This window comes from Orbus sasakiae, from assembly GCF_039542345.1.
Classification (GTDB): Bacteria; Pseudomonadota; Gammaproteobacteria; order Enterobacterales; family Orbaceae; genus Orbus; species Orbus sasakiae.
Genome location: NZ_BAABHY010000001.1, coordinates 1,419,747 through 1,436,914 on the forward strand (window position 1 = coordinate 1,419,747; position 17,168 = coordinate 1,436,914).

Consider the following 17,168-nt stretch of genomic DNA (forward strand, 5'->3'; position numbering starts at 1 on the left):
ATTTTTACCTGAGATATTAATCACAAATGCTTTTGGAATACCATCCGCCGCTAGACCCATGGCTCACAGTTTTATATCAGGATGATCATATCGTGGTTGTCAATAAACAACCCGGTATTTTATCTGTATCAGGCAGTAAACCTGAATTTCAAGATAGTATCATTCATCGTTTACAACAAAAGTATAGTTATGTTGAATCAGTACATCGTCTTGATATGGCAACCAGTGGTATTATGGTTGCCGCCTTATCTAAATTAGCCGACCGTGAAATAAAAAAACAGTTTCGTGAACGTATTCCTAAAAAACGTTATATCGCAACTGTATGGGGACATATTGAACATGACCATGGGGATGTTGATATTCCTTTAATCTGTGATTGGCCTAATCGTCCTCGTCAAATGGTTGATTATGAAAACGGTAAGCAAGCTTTGACCCATTACAATGTGCTTTCTCGTAACGAAGACAATACAACTCGTGTCGAACTCCTTCCATATACAGGTCGTTCACATCAGTTAAGAGTTCATATGCAAGCGATTGGACATCCGATATTAGGCGATAAGTTTTATGCAAATCCCGAAGCATTTGCCATGTCAAAAAGACTTTTACTACATGCTCAAATGTTAATGATAAATCATCCTAAAACAGGGGAATGCATGACATTTACATGCGAGCCAGAGTTTTAACCTAATTTTGATAAACAGTAAATCAGGAATTTCATCATGAAAAAGATTGTTCTAGCGACAAATAACCAAGGTAAAGTCAAAGAATTACATAGTTTGTTAGCTGATGCAGGATTTAATGTTGTCGCACAAAGCGAATACCAAGTTCCTGATGCCGATGAGACAGGTTTAACATTTGTTGAAAATGCAATCATCAAAGCGCGTCATACTGCGCAACTAACAGGATTACCCGCTATTGCTGATGATTCAGGTCTGGCCGTTGATGCACTCAATGGCGCACCTGGTATTTATTCAGCACGTTATGCTGGTGATAATGCAACAGATCAGCATAATAATCAAAAGTTATTACTTGCGCTAAAAGACGTAGAACAACATAAACGAACAGCTTATTTTTATTGTGCTTTGGTTTTTATGCGCCATGCGAATGACCCAACGCCAATTATCTGCTTAGGGAAGTGGGATGGAGTGATACAAACTCAAGCACAAGGTGATGGTGGGTTTGGCTATGATCCTCTTTTTTATATTCCTGAATTAGGTTGTACGGCAGCTGAATTAACGCGCCAACAAAAAAGTGATATATCACATCGTGGACAAGCACTCAAGCAGCTTATGCAAAAACTAAAAATTTTATCCGTTGACTAAATTATTTTAATTGTTTTTTTAAACTGGCAATGAAATTTTGTTCATATTTTAATGGCCAAACATTCGGTTGCCAATTTTTCAAAAAATACTCTTGCGCCAAGGTTAATTCGACTTTTGAGCGGCCATTCGTTGCCGCAACGTTCGTTGTTGCAACGGATGGCAATTGTGTTGTACAAATATTTAGCTGCATTTGATCGCTCGTTGTCTCCTGAGTGATCAAATTGAACCAATGATCATATCCATTTAATACCGAGGGTATCTTAACAATATATCCCCAATGTGTTTTTATATGGTCATCAAAATAGTCTGTTAATTTTGAAATTGGAAAACGGCAGTAAACAACCGGCTTTCCTTGTAACTTTTGTACAGAGCGATAACTCACTTTGAAGGGCATTCCCATTAAAACAGTCAAAATATAAGCGGACTGATTATATGCACGAACAAAAATACCTTCATTAAATAAACAAACTTGCTGAGCACTGTAATGCGCAGTAAATTGTAATCGCTCTTCGATTTTCATTACTATAAAATTATCCTTTGCACACAATATAACCGGTCGTATTATTAAGATCAGTAAACATCACTGCACCACTTAAAGATGACACAGCATACCGATATTTACTTGTCGTTTTGGGTAAATAATAGGGTACATTTGACCATTCGGCTTGCCAATCAGATTTACTGTATTTTTGTTTGATTGTTTGTCCCCACTCTGAAAATACTGTTCCAACATCACGGTAATAATAATTCGTGACAATACTGGCCGGTAATTTATTTTGCGGAGAATTCGTTAATAGGGTAACAGCAGGTATATTTGCACTATTATTACCACACAGTTTTAATTGCTGCGCATAGGTACCACGACTGGCTTTTGGAACAACCCAATTTTTGATCGTAAAAGTATATGATATTGTTCGTGTACTAACATTTTTATCCGTTGCCATTAATGTTACAGCACTTGTCGGTTTACTGGTGAAGGACACTAATCCATTGCTGTCAATGCTAATCCCTGAACCACTTATAATACTATAAGTATAATCCGTTTGTACATTTCGATCCATCGTCAACTTAAACTGTGCACCAACAAAGCCTGTCGTTGGAAATTGAGAGCTTAAATAAAAACCATTACTTTTACTGAATGTTTTACTATTAAAACCTCCGCCACGACTTGTCAGATCAGGAACGCTACTACCACTCTCCCACCCCGTATCACTCCCAACCCATTCCAAGCTATTTGGTCTTAAATAACAAATTTGTGCAGGAGCATAGATCTGATAGCGTTTTAAAATAGACACCGGTTCGCTTGTATTTGGAAGACCATATTGTGAACTAACAGAAACCGTACTTGATATTTCTAATGTTAATGGGGCATTGAGTGATGTTGAACACCCCCCAATTGTTTGACTATATGAACTAGCAGGAATAACCGTACCATTACGATCTAACCATCGATAAGTGGGGGTATCATGACTAAATTTACTGGTATCTAAAATATAATCACCATCATCATCATAAAAATTATTCACCACCGAAAAATCATCATCAGATAAAGCATTAACACTAAAATCACTTAATTTACTGGTTATTGGAAATAATAATGTGTTGGTGTAACTATCATCGCTAGATTTATATACTTTATTGCTGTAGGTAAAACTTAAGTTGGAAGCGATTAATTCTGATTTGATTATTTTTGGTTGATTACCATAAATTGCGTTTGCCGTTGTCGCGCTTAAAGATGCAATAACATGAGAGATATTGAATAATCCAAATACACTAAGACTTATAATGACAATGATTAAATAATGCTGTGCTGTGCTGTGCTGTGCTGTGCTGTGCTGTGCTGTGCTGTGCTGTGCTGTGCTGTGCTGTGCTGTGCTGTGCTGTGCTGTGCTGTGCTGTGCTCCTAATACTATTATAACACATTTACCTCTCCTTTTTAAAATTATTTTGTTGTTTTATTTCTCTTTTTTCATCAATTCAGCATAATAACTGATACCCAATACATTTATGCAAAATAATCAGTAAAGCACCAAAAATATAACTAAAAAGTCAATAAATAGTACTCAAAGATTAAGGGCTTTTATTATAATCAGATTAGTTTTTTTTGCAAAAAAAACTCATTTCAAATTGACATAAAATACCATAGGCAATAACCGTCATATTTAATCAAATAATCTTACGCTAGCAGTTATTGCCCAAATATTCATGGTTAGATATAAAGCACGTTTTTACCTGTCTCTGGACTTACAGCATCATGAGCAAATTGTTCAAAAAAATAAGCAACATGATCAGTTTTATCGCCTAGCAAACGCCCTTTTATTTTATTCCATGTTAATAATGCAATTGTCGCATGCGGTTCACCCACAATTAACATCGGTTGTTCGTAATCACTATTCCAATAAAATTCCCCACCGTACAATTTATATGCGGTTAATAATAAATAGCAACCATACTCTTGTGATATCATGGCAGTTTGCTCTTCTGATAACATTAAACTTTTTTCTGCCATTTCACTCAGAATAATTTCAATCACACTGACACTTTTTTCACTGTAATCAAGTTGATTAATGCTCCAGGATGGACTATTAAAAATGGCATTTTGTGACCATGCTTCTATTTCTTGGTAGAGTTCATTTTTATTTGTTGTCATGCTGATATTCCTAAGATTTACGGTTCCGTTGTTCTGATAGTTTAATTTCTTGCCAGGCTTGTTCCATCTCATCAAGTGTAATGTCATAAAGTTGTTGCCCTTTATGTTTAAAATGGCTTTCTACTTGACGAAAGCGTCGCTCAAATTTCTGATTTGCCTTATTTAAGGTTTGTTCAGATTTTAAACCTAAATGACGAACTAAATTTACTACAGCGAATAAAAGATCACCCATTTCTTCTTCTATTTTATCTTGGATAGGTATGGGTTGGTTAATTTCAACGAATACTTCATTAATTTCCTCTTTGACTTTTTCAATCACAGGAGAAAGTTCATCCCAATCAAATCCAACAGAAGCGCAACGTTTTTGAATTTTCTCAGCACGCATCAACGCGGGCTGTGACGATGGTATATCATCTAAAATTGAATATTGATGTTTTTGATTGCGTTCTTGTTGTTTGAGGATTTCCCAATCAACTTTAGATTCACCATTGCCAAATATATGGGGATGACGACGAGTTAGTTTGTTTGCTAATGTCTGGCAGACATCATCAAAATTAAAATGTTGTTGCTCATTAGCCATTTCCGAATAAAAAACAATCTGAAATAATAAATCACCCAATTCATTTTTTAGTTCATTAAAATCTTTTTGATCAATTGCGTGCAATACTTCATAAGTTTCTTCAAGTGTGTGGTTTTTTATCGAATCAAATGTTTGCACCCGATCCCATTCACAGCCGTTAACGGGATCGCGCAATTGTTTCATGATTGTCAGTAGTTGTTCTAACGATTGCAAAATTGGCTCTCTATTAATTTATACGCCCTGTTATTATACTCATTAATAGCGATTTTGGGCACTTGATAAAAAGATCTGTGTACAATATTTTTATGCTTGAAATTTTTATAGTATACTAATTATCTAACTTATTGATATTGATAATACTTATGCAAAACTTACGCGAACTCACCCTAAGAGGTATGATTTTAGGTGCATTTATTACGGTTATTTTCACCGCATCGAATGTCTATTTAGGTTTAAAAGTTGGATTAACTTTTTCATCAGCAATTCCAGCTGCCGTTATTTCAATGGCTATTTTGCGCTTTTTTTCAGGTTCAACCATTCTTGAAAATAACATGGTGCAAACACAAGCATCCGCAGCGGGTACACTTTCGTCCATAATCTTTGTTTTACCCGGTTTATTAATGATAGGCTACTGGCAGAGTTTTCCTTTCTGGTTAACATTAACTGTTTGTGCCTCGGGTGGTATGCTAGGCGTACTTTTTTCGATTCCGCTTCGTCAAGTTATGGTTGTAAAAAGCTCACTCCCTTATCCAGAAGGCGTTGCCGCTGCTGAGATACTAAAAGCAGGCTGTGATACAGATAATGCAGAAGAAACTAAAAATAATCATGATGGTCTAAAAGATATTATTTTTGGTGGAGTCATTGCATCATGTGTAAGCTTGTTTACAAACGGTTTTCGTGTATTAGCAGATGGTACAGCGTATTGGTTTACTCAAGGAAAATCAATTTTTCAAATACCGTTAGGTTTTTCATTAGCACTCCTCAGTGCAGGTTATTTAGTTGGTATTATTTCGGGTATCTCAATTTTAATTGGTAACATTATTGCATGGGGATTTGCAATCCCAATTTTAAGTACTATCGCAGATTATGATCCTAATGCGTCTTTACCCCAAATTGCAATGGGATTATGGGCAAGCGATGTGCGTTTCATTGGAGCCGGTACGCTTGCAATTGCAGCGATGTGGACATTACTAACATTAATTAAACCTGTCATTGAAGGTTTAAAAAGTTCATTTAGTTCATTGAAAAATGAAAATGGCCGTCAAAAAGTTGAACAAACAGAACAGGATCTATCACCGAAAACGATTTTAATCATTATGGCTGCAATGTTATTAATATTGTTCGCCACTTTTTATGTGTTTGTTGCTGATAGTGGTTTATCTGCAGGTATTGCTTGGTCCTTAGTGTTTTGTGCAGTGTTATTTGCTTTTATTATGGGCTTTTTAGTCGCTGCGGCATGTGGTTATATGGCAGGTTTAGTTGGTTCATCAGCCAGTCCGATTTCCGGGATTGGAATTGTTGCAGTTACAGTGATCTCATTGCTTTTACTCGGATTGGGTGAAGCAAATGGAATGTTAGATACCATTGAGGGGTCTAATTTTGCAACTGCCTTAGCACTTTTCACAACAAGTGCAGTATTGGCTATTGCAACAATTTCAAATGATAATTTACAAGATCTAAAAACAGGCTATTTAGTTAAAGCAACACCCTGGCGCCAACAAGTCGCCCTATTAGTAGGCTGCGTAGTAGGTGCAATCGTTATAGCACCAGTGCTTGATATTTTATATAACGCCTATGGCTTTACCGGTGCTATGCCACGGGTTGATATGGATCCGTCGCAGGTTTTAGCCGCCCCACAAGCAACGTTAATGACAACCATTGCAAAAGGTATTTTCTCACATCAGTTAGAATGGACTATGATTTTGATTGGTTTAGCGTTGGGCGCTATAATCATCATTATTGATTTATTACTTGCTAAAAATAACAGCAAATTTCGTTTACCAGCACTTGCTGTTGGTATGGGAATCTATTTACCACCTGTTATTACCACACCGATCTTTATTGGAGCATTAATTTCATGGTTTATTCGCCGTCGAGTACAACGATCAAAAGTGCACCCGAATGATCAGGAAAACTACCGTAACGTTGATCGAAAAGCAGCCTTAATTGCATCCGGTCTTATTGTTGGTGAAAGTCTTGTCGGTGTGATTATGGCTGTCATTATCGTTATCAGCGTTTCAAGCGGTGGCAGTGATGCACCACTGTCTTTAACACCATGGCTTGGCCAGGTATTTGGAAGTGATTTAGGCGTAGCACAACAATTATTAGGATTGGCTGTTTTTGTTATCATCTGTATCACCTTTATCCGTCGTGCGTTATCAGCGATTAAACGCCAACCTTAATATATGCCCTTTTACGCACATCACATGATGTGCGTAAAAGCTATCGATTAGCAATACACAAGGCTATTGATATGATTGATTCAAATGACCATCAAACGTTTTCTCATCAAGTTTATGCTATTATTGCTACCATTCCAGTGGGTAAAGTGGTCACTTATGGACAAATAGCGAAAATGGCGGGTATGCCAAGTTATGTACGCCAAGTTTGTTTTATTCTTCGCCATCTTCCCAAAGGAAGCAAACTACCATGCCATCGTATTATTAATGGGCAAGGTCGTTTATCAGTTAAAAATGAAACTTATACACGTTATAAGTTAAAACTGATTGAAGAAGGTATACAATTTAATTCAAAAGATAAAATTGACTTAAAAAAATTTGGTTGGCATATTTAGTCATGATTATTAAAAATGGCGCCTTATTTACCATTCTCTGTTTTTATATCAGCAAAATGCTGACTATCTCACAATAAAGCCCAATCAATAGCACAATATTTGGTAACAATATGACTCCGATTCGTAACGATTGTTACTTACAATAATCACCAACCTAATCTTATTCATCCATTTCAAGTTGTATCTAAATATGAGGTATCTAAGTATGAAAAGATTTTTATGCGTCATGATGATTAGTGTACTATGTTCAACATCGGCAATGGCAGCTAAAATTGGGAAAGATGCTGATGTCACAAATATGCCAGAATTTTATTTTTTACAAGCATCACAATCAATAGATAGTCTTGCACTGTTACCGCCCCCTCCAGCACCAGATAGTGTAGAGTTTCTGCTTGATAAAACGATGTATGATGCAGGAAAAATGTTAAGAAATACACCTAGAGGAAAACAAGCAGCGGCAGATGCCCATGTAGAAGGAGATGGAGTGGCGATTTCATTTTCAGCATCATTTGGTATGCCAATTAATTTGAAAGATACGCCAGAAATATTTAAGCTATTATTGAACATGCGCGAAGATGCAGGTGATTTGGCCACTCGCAGTGCAAAACAACATTATATGCGAATTAGACCTTTTGCTTTCTATCATGAAGCTACTTGTGCACAACAAGACGAAACGAAACTTTCAACAAATGGCTCCTATCCTTCTGGGCATACCACGATTGGCTGGGCGACAGCGCTTGTTCTTGCTGAGATTAATCCTGATAGACAAAATGAAATCTTAAAACGCGGTTATGAAATGGGACAAAGTCGCGTAATTTGTGGTTACCATTGGCAAAGTGATATCCATGCCGGCAGAATCGTTGGTTCAGCAATTGTTGCCCGCTTACATAGTGAACCGACTTTTATTGAACAATTAAATAAAGCAAAAGCTGAGTTTACAAAATTAAATCAATAGTCATAAATTCAACGACCACTCGAGAAAATAAGATGTCTATAATTAGGCATCTTATTAAGATGTAATCCAATCACGAATTAAGTTAATCACGTGTTGCGGCTTTTCATAATGGACATTATGATTTGCTCCCTCAACCGTTTCAACGGTTGCATACGGAAATTGTGCTAAAATATCTGTTTGATATTCATCTCTCATATAGTTTGACTTGCTGCCGCGAATAAATAACACAGGTTGACGATAAGGGGGGATTTCTTGCCAACCACGAATTTCTTCATAATGTTGTTCGATAGCTTTAAAATTAAATAACCACCCTTCATTTTTATAAGATTTTAATAAAAACTGTGTAGTGGGTACTGACAAGTATTGATTCATCATATTTTGTATGGCATTACGATCAGTTATTCCACTTGCTATACATGTATTAAGAGCCTTAAATACATTAGTATGGGAATCAGAGGCATAACTTACTGGGGCAATATCGAGTACAATAAGGTTAGCAATTGATGAAGAAATACATTCGGTTAGCCGCATTGCAACTTTCCCACCCATTGAGTGCCCCACTAAGATAATATCGTTAAGCGCTAAAGCGTCAACTAACTGCAAAATATCATCAGCCATAAGTGAGTAATTCATCTCATCAGACCATGGTGATAAACCATGATTACGGAGATCGACTTGAATAATTTGATAATCATCCATAAATGCTCTGGCTAAAATACTTAAATTATCAAGATTACCGAATAAACCATGGAGTAGAATAATAGGTTGCCCTTTACCTTGTATTTTGTAATTCAGTTTCATATTAAGTGAACTTAATTTGTTAGGTAACTGTAATTATATACGCTTACCTCACAATGTATAGTTTAAGCTTTTAGCTAATTCATTACGCTAAGTCAGGCTCATATCAACGAATTTACTCTTAATAATAATATATTATTCATTAACATGTAAAAATGAGGGGCTGACTGGATGAAATTCTGATAAAATTGTTAAAATTTTTATCTACCTACTAGAATATTATGTTACAAGATAATCCATTATTAGCTCAACTTAAACAACAGCTTCATTCACAAACTCCTCGCGCCGAAGGTACCATTAAGGCTCATGAAAAAGGGTATGGTTTTTTAGAAACAGATAATAAAAAAAGCTATTTTGTTTCAAGCCAAAACATGAAAAATGTACTCAATGGCGATAAAGTATCTGGTATTTTAGTACAAAATGGTGATAAAACTGCGTTTGAACCAGAAACACTTTTAGAACCTGCCTTAAATATCTTTTTGGGTCAAGTCAGTTTTGATAATAAAGTGCTAGATATTATTCCTGAAAAGCATGCTAAATTTAGCATACGAGCTAAAGTCAGCACAAATGTGACACATCAACTTAAAGCCGGTGACTGGGTAAAAGCAAAACTTATCTCTCACCCATTACAGGATAAGAATGGTTTTTCGGCTGAAATTACTCAGTTTATTACTCAAGATAATACACCTGATCAACTTTGGTTAATTGCCCTAGCTAGGCAAAATTTAGACGCATCATTACCGATAGATTATAATTGGCAACTTATTGATCATGAAAAGATTGAACGCATTGATCTAACCGATCTAGATTTCTTCACTATTGATAGTAAAGAGACACAAGATATGGATGATGCCTTGTCAATTACTAGAGATAAGCAAGGTAATTATTGCCTTCAGATAGCAATTGCTGATCCCAGTGCCTATATTGCAGAAAATAGCGAAACGGATAACACAGCTTATCAACGCTGTTTTTCAACGTATTTACCTGGCTTTACCGTTCCGATGCTCCCAAAATCATTGTCAAACGAACTATGTTCACTTAAAGAGCATCAAAAACGCCCCGCATTGGTTTGTAAAACAATCATAACACCTGATGGTGATATTGATTACCAATCATCTGAATTTAACTTGGCATGGGTAACATCTAAAGCGAAATTAAATTATAAAAACGTCTCTGAATTTATTGATCATCAAATAGATATCGACACTGACATACCAACACTTTCTGATCAGTTAATTTCTTTACAAGAATTGGCACAAATCAGGAATCTGTGGCGACAAAAAAACGCATTACTCTTTAAAGATAATCATGAATACCGTTTTATTTTTGATCAACAAAGACAACTAATCGATATTGTTAAAGAATCGAAACTGACTGCTCATAAAATGGTTGAAGAAGCGATGGTTATAGCCAATCAGGTATTCACTCATACACTTAAAGCAGAATTAGGCTTTGGGATTTTTAATACCCACCAAGGATTTGAACCCAAATATTTGGATTCTGTGGTAAAACTGTTGTCTGAAAATCAAATTGAAGAATTTAATAAAGAACGCATCGCGACTTTCGATGGCTATCGAGATTTACGTCGATTAATCCAACAAAATGAATTACTGGAATATCGATTAAGACGATATCAAGCATCCGCTGACTTTTCAATTGAACCGAATGCCCATTTTGGACTTGGTTTTGATAGTTATGCGACTTGGACATCGCCAATTAGAAAATATGGTGATTTACTCAACCATCGATTATTAAAATCTATACTAGAAAAACATATTCATGATAAACCGAATCAACAGATCTTGCCATTAATGAACGAACGCCGTAAAACGGTTAGATTTGCAGAGCGTGAAGTCAATGAAAAATTATATCAACAATTTTTAGCTGATAAAATTGGGCAACCATTTGATGCACAAATCATTGACCTTAATCGCGGTGGAGCAAAAGTGCGCCTGACTGCTATCGGTGCAGTTGCTTTTATGCCTTCTTCTTTGATTCATCCGATTCGTAATGAAGTTGGAATGCTCCCTGAAGAAGGATTAATTAAAATTAAAGAACAAGTTACTTACCGACTGCTTGATAAGGTTACTGTGATATTAAATGAAATCAAAACGGATACTTCAACAATTATTGTTAAAAATGCCTAATATGATGGAATAGATATTGATAAATACAGTGCTAATACCCTTTAATATAAAAGGGTATTAGCAAAACATAAGATATTGATATGATAGTCGTAACATTTTATTATTTTACAACTTTAAATGGACTGGTTGTTTTTTTAGGCTCTTCTTGACGTTTTTGATACTGTGGCTCAACTTCAAAAGCAAGCCCAGCTCCGTTTTCACGAGCATAAATCGCTTCAATTGCAGCCATTGGAACAACAATATGATGTGGGTTACCGCCAAATCTAGCATTAAACTCTAACTGTTGGTTATTGATTGAATACTGACCAACAGATTGTGGTGCAATATTTAAAACAATTTGATTATTTTGGATAAATTCATCAGGCACCAACACACCATATACTGTTGTATTAACAACAATATAGGGTGTAAGTTCATTATCTAGAATCCAATCATACATCGCCCTAAATAGATAAGGACGACGAGGTGACATATTCGCAATATCAACCATAAATTAGGCTCTTATTTTCTTTTCATCTTCAGTTAAAGACTCAATAAATGCTGGACGTTCAAATACACGTGTCATATAACTAAGATAATGCTTTTCTGCCGTTTTAGGTAAGGTAATATCGAGTAAAGGTAAACGCCACAACAATGGTGCAAAATAACAATCACTCAATGTAAAATCATCACTCATAAAAAACGGTTTTTCTTTAAACATAATTGAAATTGCCGTTAAATCATCTTGTAATGATTTTCTCGCTTCTTTTGCTGCTTCCGATTTAGGGGCATCCATAATTGTGTGATAAGCGCTATACCACTCTTTACGCATGCGGTACATCGTTAAACGAGAATTAGCCCTAACAATTGGATAAACTGGCATTAAAGGTGGGTGAGGAAAACGCTCATCAAGATATTCTAACGCGATATGTGGTTCATATAAGGTTAGATCACGATCGATAAGTGTTGGGATTGAACCATAAGGATTAAGATCTAGTAATTCTTGAGGCAAATTATTTGCTTCAACGAATTCAATCTCGGCCGTTACACCTTTTTCCGCTAAAACAAAGCGAATCTGATGACCATATATATCTGTTGTGTCACAAAACAAAGTCATTACAGAACGTTTATTAACAGCAACTGCCATGATAACTCCAAATTGATAGATAAATAATTATACTAAGTGAGTACATTTTACCAAATTGAGAATCAAATTTGTGAAAAAAATACAAATTCTTTTAGTTTATTTGCTAACTATTGTCGTTTAGGTCAAGATGAACCCATGATAAACGATTAAAAATCAAAAACATAATTAAGTTTAGTATAATTTTTAGATCTCAATTTTAGTCTATTTTTTTAGATAATAAAAAACCCCACTGTGAACAGTGGGGTTAATTTGCTTAATCAATGATCACCAATTGTGATGAAAGATTATTGACCTTTAACTTCTTTTAAGCCGTGGAATGGTGCTTTATCACCTAAAGCTTCTTCGATACGGATTAATTGGTTATATTTAGCAATACGGTCTGAACGGCTCATTGAACCAGTTTTGATTTGACCCGCTGCTAAACCAACCGCTAAATCAGCAATTGTAGAATCTTCTGACTCACCACTACGGTGTGAAATTACCGCAGTATAGCCTGCATCTTTTGCCATTTTCACCGCAGCGATTGATTCAGTTAATGTACCAATTTGATTTACTTTAACAAGGATTGAGTTAGCGATACCTTTATCAATACCTTCTTTAAAGATTTTAGTATTAGTAACAAATAAATCGTCGCCGACTAGCTGGATTTTATTACCTAAAGCTTTAGTTTGGTATGCCCAACCTTCCCAATCACTTTCATCTAAACCATCTTCAATAGAGACGATTGGGTAGTCGTTAGTTAATCCTTCTAAATAGTGAGTAAATTCTTGAGCAGTGAACTCTTTACCGCCTTCACCTTTTAATACATATTTACCTGTTTCTTTGTTATAGAACTCAGAAGCAGCACAGTCCATTGCTAATGTAATATCTTTACCTAAAACATAACCAGCTTTTTCAACAGCTTCTTTGATACATGCTAATGCATCAGCATTTGAAGCTAGGTTAGGTGCAAAACCACCTTCATCGCCAACTGCCGTGTTCATGCCTTTAGCATGAAGAACTTTAGCTAAGTTATGGAACACTTCAGACCCCATACGGATTGCTTCACGGATATTTTTAGCACCAACTGGTTGAATCATAAATTCTTGTAAGTCGATGTTGTTATCAGCATGTTCACCACCATTGATGATGTTCATCATTGGAAGTGGCATAGAGTATTTACCTGGCGTACCATTTAAATCTGCAATATGAGCGAATAGTGGAACACCTTTCGCAGCAGCGGCTGCTTTAGCATTTGCAAGAGATACTGATAAAAGTGCGTTTGCACCTAAATTTGATTTAAAATCAGTACCATCTAAATCTAACATGACTTGGTCAATAGCAGCTTGATCTAACGCATCTTTACCAATTAGTGCATTGGCAATTGGACCGTTTACGTTTGCAACAGCTTTTAACACACCTTTACCTAAGAAACGTGATTTGTCACCATCGCGAAGTTCTAATGCTTCACGAGAACCAGTTGATGCTCCAGATGGAACGATTGCTAAACCAACAAAACCACCTTCTAAATGAACTTCTGCTTCAACAGTTGGGTTACCACGTGAATCGATTACTTCACGACCATGAACTTTGACGATCTTTGCCATTTTCTTTTCCTCTATATGACATATTAAAAAACAAAATAAAAATTAAAATGCAATATTAGCGCCGCTGATATTCATTAGCCGCACGAATAAAACTACTAAATAATGGATGACCATCTCTTGGGGTTGATGTAAATTCCGGGTGGAATTGACATGCAACAAACCATGGATGATCTGGGTTTTCAATAATTTCAACTAACTTACGATCTGTTGATAATCCTGTTATTTTTAAGCCTGATTTAACAATTGAAGGAAGTAAATTATTATTAACTTCATAACGGTGGCGATGACGTTCGACAATCGAATCTTTCTTATACATATCATGAACTAATGAGTTAGGTTCAAGATGACAAACTTGAGCACCGAGTCTCATTGTACCGCCTAAATCACTATTTTCGCTACGTTGAACGATTTCACCTGACTCATCGCTCCACTCCGTGATTAAAGCGACAACCGGACTTGCACAATCTTTAACAAATTCAGTTGAGTTAGCATCTTTGATACCTGCAACATTACGTGCAAACTCAATTAAAGCCACTTGTAAACCAAGACAAATTCCTAAATAAGGAATTTTATTTTCACGTGCGTAACGTGCAGCTAAAATTTTACCCTCAACACCACGGTATCCAAAACCACCTGGAATCAAGATACCATCTAAATCTTTAAGCATCTCGGTACCTTTTGATTCTAAATCTTCAGAATCAATATAGCGAATATGCACTGTTAAACGATTTTTTAAACCACCATGTTTTAAAGCTTCATTAACTGATTTATAAGCGTCTGGTAATTCAATATACTTACCAACCATACCAATTGTCACTTCGCCAACAGGATTGGCTTCTTCATAAATCACTTGTTCCCATTCAGATAAATTAGCCTCAGGGCAATCTAAGTGGAAGCGATTGCACACGTAACTATCTAATCCTTGTGACTTTAATAAGGCAGGGATTTTATAAATTGAATCGACATCTTTTAATGAAATAACGGCTTTTTCTGGCACATTACAAAATAGTGCGATTTTAGCACGCTCGTTAGCCGGTACCATACGATCCGAACGACAAATTAAAATATCGGGTTGAATACCGATTGAAAGTAATTCTTTAACAGAATGCTGAGTTGGTTTCGTTTTTACCTCACCAGCTGACGGTAAATAAGGTACTAACGTTAAATGCATGAATAATGTGTGTTCACGGCCAACATTGACGGCAAGCTGTCTAATTGCTTCTAAGAAAGGTAATGATTCGATATCACCAACCGTACCTCCGACTTCAACGATAGCAACATCAAAGCCTTTAGCACCTTCGATCACGCGATCTTTAATAGCATTAGTAATATGAGGGATAACTTGAACTGTCGCCCCTAAATAATCGCCACGACGCTCTTTACGTAAAACATCAGAATAAATACGACCTGTTGTGAAGTTATTACGACGAGTCATTTTAGTACGAATAAATCGCTCATAATGACCTAAGTCAAGATCGGTCTCTGCTCCATCTTCAGTAACAAATACTTCACCATGTTGAATTGGACTCATTGTTCCAGGATCGACATTGATATAAGGATCAAGTTTCAACATGGTCACTTTTAAACCACGAGCTTCAAGAATAGCGGCTAATGAGGCTGCTGCAATCCCTTTACCAAGAGAAGAAACAACGCCGCCTGTAACAAAAATATAATTTGTGACCATTAAATTACAACCATTTTCATTGATGAATATCATCTTCAAATTAGACAAAACTGACTAAAATAAACACAATATTACAGTTAATCAGACGGGATAGTAGTTTAGCAGAATCTGCTTTATGCCACAACGAAATAATTTGTGATTAACCGACTTAGCTGACACGCATAAGATCAAAAAATGGGTCAATATGACCCACGTTTTTAGGAAAAAAAATTAATTAGCCTTTACATGCAACATATCGATAATTACCTGAACCGGAAAGACCTGAATAGTTAACATCGCCCCACGTATTACTTACTACAAACTGTGCAACAGAACTAGACGATTCACTTGTCCAATAATAGACAAAATCGGTCGTACTTGGCCAATCTGAATTAGGGTAACTTGTTGTATTTAAAGGTCCCCACTCTCCTGTAATTCCGCCTCCAATCGCACGAGTCCAACTATTTGTTATATAAGTCGTCATTGTAGAAACTGATATCTGTGGCGAGTTAGTCAAATTTTCTCTTGTCGGTAAGGATGTACCTAAATTTGTACATATTTTACTCGCATCCGTATAACTTTTTGACGTTACCGTTTTAGACTGAGAAACAACCCAATTGCCAGTTGGATTAAATGTGTAGTCATAATAAATAGATGAATCTGAATTTAAAGTTGCCCGAATAGTCACACTACCGCTTGGTTTGCTAGTAAAACGAACATACCCAGAACCATCTGCAGTCGTCACACCATTTCCCGAATTAACTGAAAAATTATAATCATTTTGGTTGCCGGCCATCACCAACTGAAATTTTGCACCAGGAAAACCTGTAGTTGGGAAATTATTTGAAGAAACTGTCGGATTAGCTTTAAAACCTTTATCAGGTATATTGTCAGAAGTGTATCCACCACCTACTGTCACATTAGGTGTTGTGTAGTTAGTTACGTTAATACCTTTGTATGAACCACTTGAATCAAAACCATACCACTGGGTTGATGACAACGTTTCAATCGCATAAGGTTTAGCATAACAAATGCCAACTGGCGAAATCTTATAAGATTTAGTTAAAGTGACACTTGAGCTTTCTCGAGGATCACCGTACTGTGAAAATGTTTTAATATTTGTTGCTGTAATTTGAAGCGTTAATGGATAAGTGTAGCTACCATCACAACCAATCATTGTACTATAACTAGAGGTGGCAACCGCAGTTCCAGCAGCATCAACCCATGAATAAGTAATGCCATCTAAACTAACAGGATTATCCGGATCAGCTGAGTCTCCATCACTATAGGTATAATCAGTTGTAGCAGTGAAGATCAAACTAGTATTAACGACAAAATCGTTAAATGTTAGCCCCGCTTGAAATGTTTTTGTTGTGTCAGAACTAATATTACCCGTCGCTTCGCTATATTGAGTATCACTAACTGAAAAACCAAGCGTATCAGCAGTACCTGTATATTGAGGTCCATGACCAATAATCGTGTTTACGGTTGTTGCTGACAAAGCCGCACTTCCATTGATAGTGTTTCCTTGATCAACTAAACCCATT

17 protein-coding genes are annotated in these 17,168 nt (G+C 36.2%); 6 read left to right on the top strand and 11 right to left on the bottom strand.

The features are described 5' to 3' along the window. The first annotated feature begins 26 nt into the window (after positions 1 to 26). Together rluA and ABEA36_RS06170 are read left to right on the top strand one after the other, a co-directional pair. A complete protein-coding gene (gene rluA / locus ABEA36_RS06165) occupies positions 27 to 683 on the top strand; it encodes a bifunctional tRNA pseudouridine(32) synthase/23S rRNA pseudouridine(746) synthase RluA (protein WP_345489900.1) in 657 nt (218 codons plus the stop codon). Between the two features lie 36 nt (positions 684 to 719). Continuing rightward, positions 720 to 1,322, top strand: a complete 603-nt coding sequence (locus ABEA36_RS06170) for an XTP/dITP diphosphatase (RefSeq protein ID WP_345489902.1) — start codon at positions 720 to 722, stop codon at positions 1,320 to 1,322. 1 nt (position 1,323) lies between these two features. On the opposite strand, the gene ABEA36_RS06175 is transcribed toward ABEA36_RS06170, so the two are convergent. The 5 genes from ABEA36_RS06175 to mazG form a co-directional block, all read right to left on the bottom strand. Further along, positions 1,324 to 1,842 (bottom strand): hypothetical protein, encoded by a 519-nt coding sequence (locus ABEA36_RS06175; RefSeq protein WP_345489904.1) that lies wholly within the window; start codon positions 1,840 to 1,842, stop codon positions 1,324 to 1,326. Between the two features lie 10 nt (positions 1,843 to 1,852). Further along, entirely contained in the window at positions 1,853 to 2,851 is a 999-nt protein-coding gene (locus ABEA36_RS06180) for a hypothetical protein (RefSeq protein ID WP_345489906.1), read from the bottom strand. 244 nt (positions 2,852 to 3,095) lie between these two features. Next, positions 3,096 to 3,245 carry a hypothetical protein gene (locus ABEA36_RS06185; RefSeq protein ID WP_345489908.1) on the bottom strand — a complete coding sequence of 50 codons (150 nt, stop codon included), beginning with the start codon at positions 3,243 to 3,245 and terminating at the stop codon, positions 3,096 to 3,098. 286 nt (positions 3,246 to 3,531) lie between these two features. After that, the gene (locus tag ABEA36_RS06190; RefSeq protein WP_345489910.1) at positions 3,532 to 3,972 is read right to left on the bottom strand and encodes a hypothetical protein; all 441 of its coding nucleotides are present in this window, start codon (positions 3,970 to 3,972) and stop codon (positions 3,532 to 3,534) included. Between the two features lie 10 nt (positions 3,973 to 3,982). Beyond that, entirely contained in the window at positions 3,983 to 4,765 is a 783-nt protein-coding gene (gene mazG / locus ABEA36_RS06195; protein ID WP_345489912.1) for a nucleoside triphosphate pyrophosphohydrolase, read from the bottom strand. A 149-nt stretch (positions 4,766 to 4,914) separates the two neighbouring features. Between mazG and ABEA36_RS06200 the strand changes: the two genes are divergently transcribed. The 3 genes from ABEA36_RS06200 to ABEA36_RS06210 all read left to right on the top strand — a co-directional run bounded on the left by ABEA36_RS06200 (position 4,915) and on the right by ABEA36_RS06210 (position 8,301). Continuing rightward, positions 4,915 to 6,954, top strand: a complete 2,040-nt coding sequence (locus ABEA36_RS06200; protein WP_345489915.1) for an OPT family oligopeptide transporter — start codon at positions 4,915 to 4,917, stop codon at positions 6,952 to 6,954. Between the two features lie 71 nt (positions 6,955 to 7,025). Beyond that, entirely contained in the window at positions 7,026 to 7,346 is a 321-nt protein-coding gene (locus tag ABEA36_RS06205; RefSeq protein ID WP_345489917.1) for an MGMT family protein, read from the top strand. A gap of 205 nt (positions 7,347 to 7,551) precedes the next feature. Continuing rightward, positions 7,552 to 8,301, top strand: a complete 750-nt coding sequence (locus ABEA36_RS06210; protein WP_345489919.1) for an acid phosphatase — start codon at positions 7,552 to 7,554, stop codon at positions 8,299 to 8,301. Between the two features lie 54 nt (positions 8,302 to 8,355). On the opposite strand, the gene ABEA36_RS06215 is transcribed toward ABEA36_RS06210, so the two are convergent. After that, positions 8,356 to 9,102 (bottom strand): alpha/beta fold hydrolase, encoded by a 747-nt coding sequence (locus ABEA36_RS06215; protein ID WP_345489921.1) that lies wholly within the window; start codon positions 9,100 to 9,102, stop codon positions 8,356 to 8,358. Between the two features lie 218 nt (positions 9,103 to 9,320). On the opposite strand from ABEA36_RS06215, the gene ABEA36_RS06220 reads away from it, so the two are divergent. Continuing rightward, positions 9,321 to 11,246 (top strand): exoribonuclease II, encoded by a 1,926-nt coding sequence (locus ABEA36_RS06220; protein WP_345489923.1) that lies wholly within the window; start codon positions 9,321 to 9,323, stop codon positions 11,244 to 11,246. A gap of 100 nt (positions 11,247 to 11,346) precedes the next feature. Here ABEA36_RS06220 and ABEA36_RS06225 read toward each other — a convergent pair whose 3' ends face one another. From ABEA36_RS06225 to ABEA36_RS06245, 5 genes are all read right to left on the bottom strand, one after another. After that, positions 11,347 to 11,736 carry a ClpXP protease specificity-enhancing factor gene (locus ABEA36_RS06225; RefSeq protein ID WP_345489925.1) on the bottom strand — a complete coding sequence of 130 codons (390 nt, stop codon included), beginning with the start codon at positions 11,734 to 11,736 and terminating at the stop codon, positions 11,347 to 11,349. Between the two features lie 3 nt (positions 11,737 to 11,739). Then, positions 11,740 to 12,372 carry a glutathione S-transferase N-terminal domain-containing protein gene (locus tag ABEA36_RS06230; RefSeq protein WP_345489927.1) on the bottom strand — a complete coding sequence of 211 codons (633 nt, stop codon included), beginning with the start codon at positions 12,370 to 12,372 and terminating at the stop codon, positions 11,740 to 11,742. A 284-nt stretch (positions 12,373 to 12,656) separates the two neighbouring features. Then, positions 12,657 to 13,958: a phosphopyruvate hydratase gene (eno, locus tag ABEA36_RS06235; RefSeq protein ID WP_345489929.1), complete on the bottom strand. Its 1,302-nt coding sequence runs from the start codon at positions 13,956 to 13,958 to the stop codon at positions 12,657 to 12,659. A 55-nt stretch (positions 13,959 to 14,013) separates the two neighbouring features. Beyond that, positions 14,014 to 15,642: a glutamine hydrolyzing CTP synthase gene (pyrG, locus tag ABEA36_RS06240; RefSeq protein ID WP_345489932.1), complete on the bottom strand. Its 1,629-nt coding sequence runs from the start codon at positions 15,640 to 15,642 to the stop codon at positions 14,014 to 14,016. Positions 15,643 to 15,856: 214 nt separating this feature from the next. Continuing rightward, positions 15,857 to 17,167 (bottom strand): hypothetical protein, encoded by a 1,311-nt coding sequence (locus tag ABEA36_RS06245; protein WP_345489934.1) that lies wholly within the window; start codon positions 17,165 to 17,167, stop codon positions 15,857 to 15,859. Position 17,168: the final 1 nt, after the last annotated feature.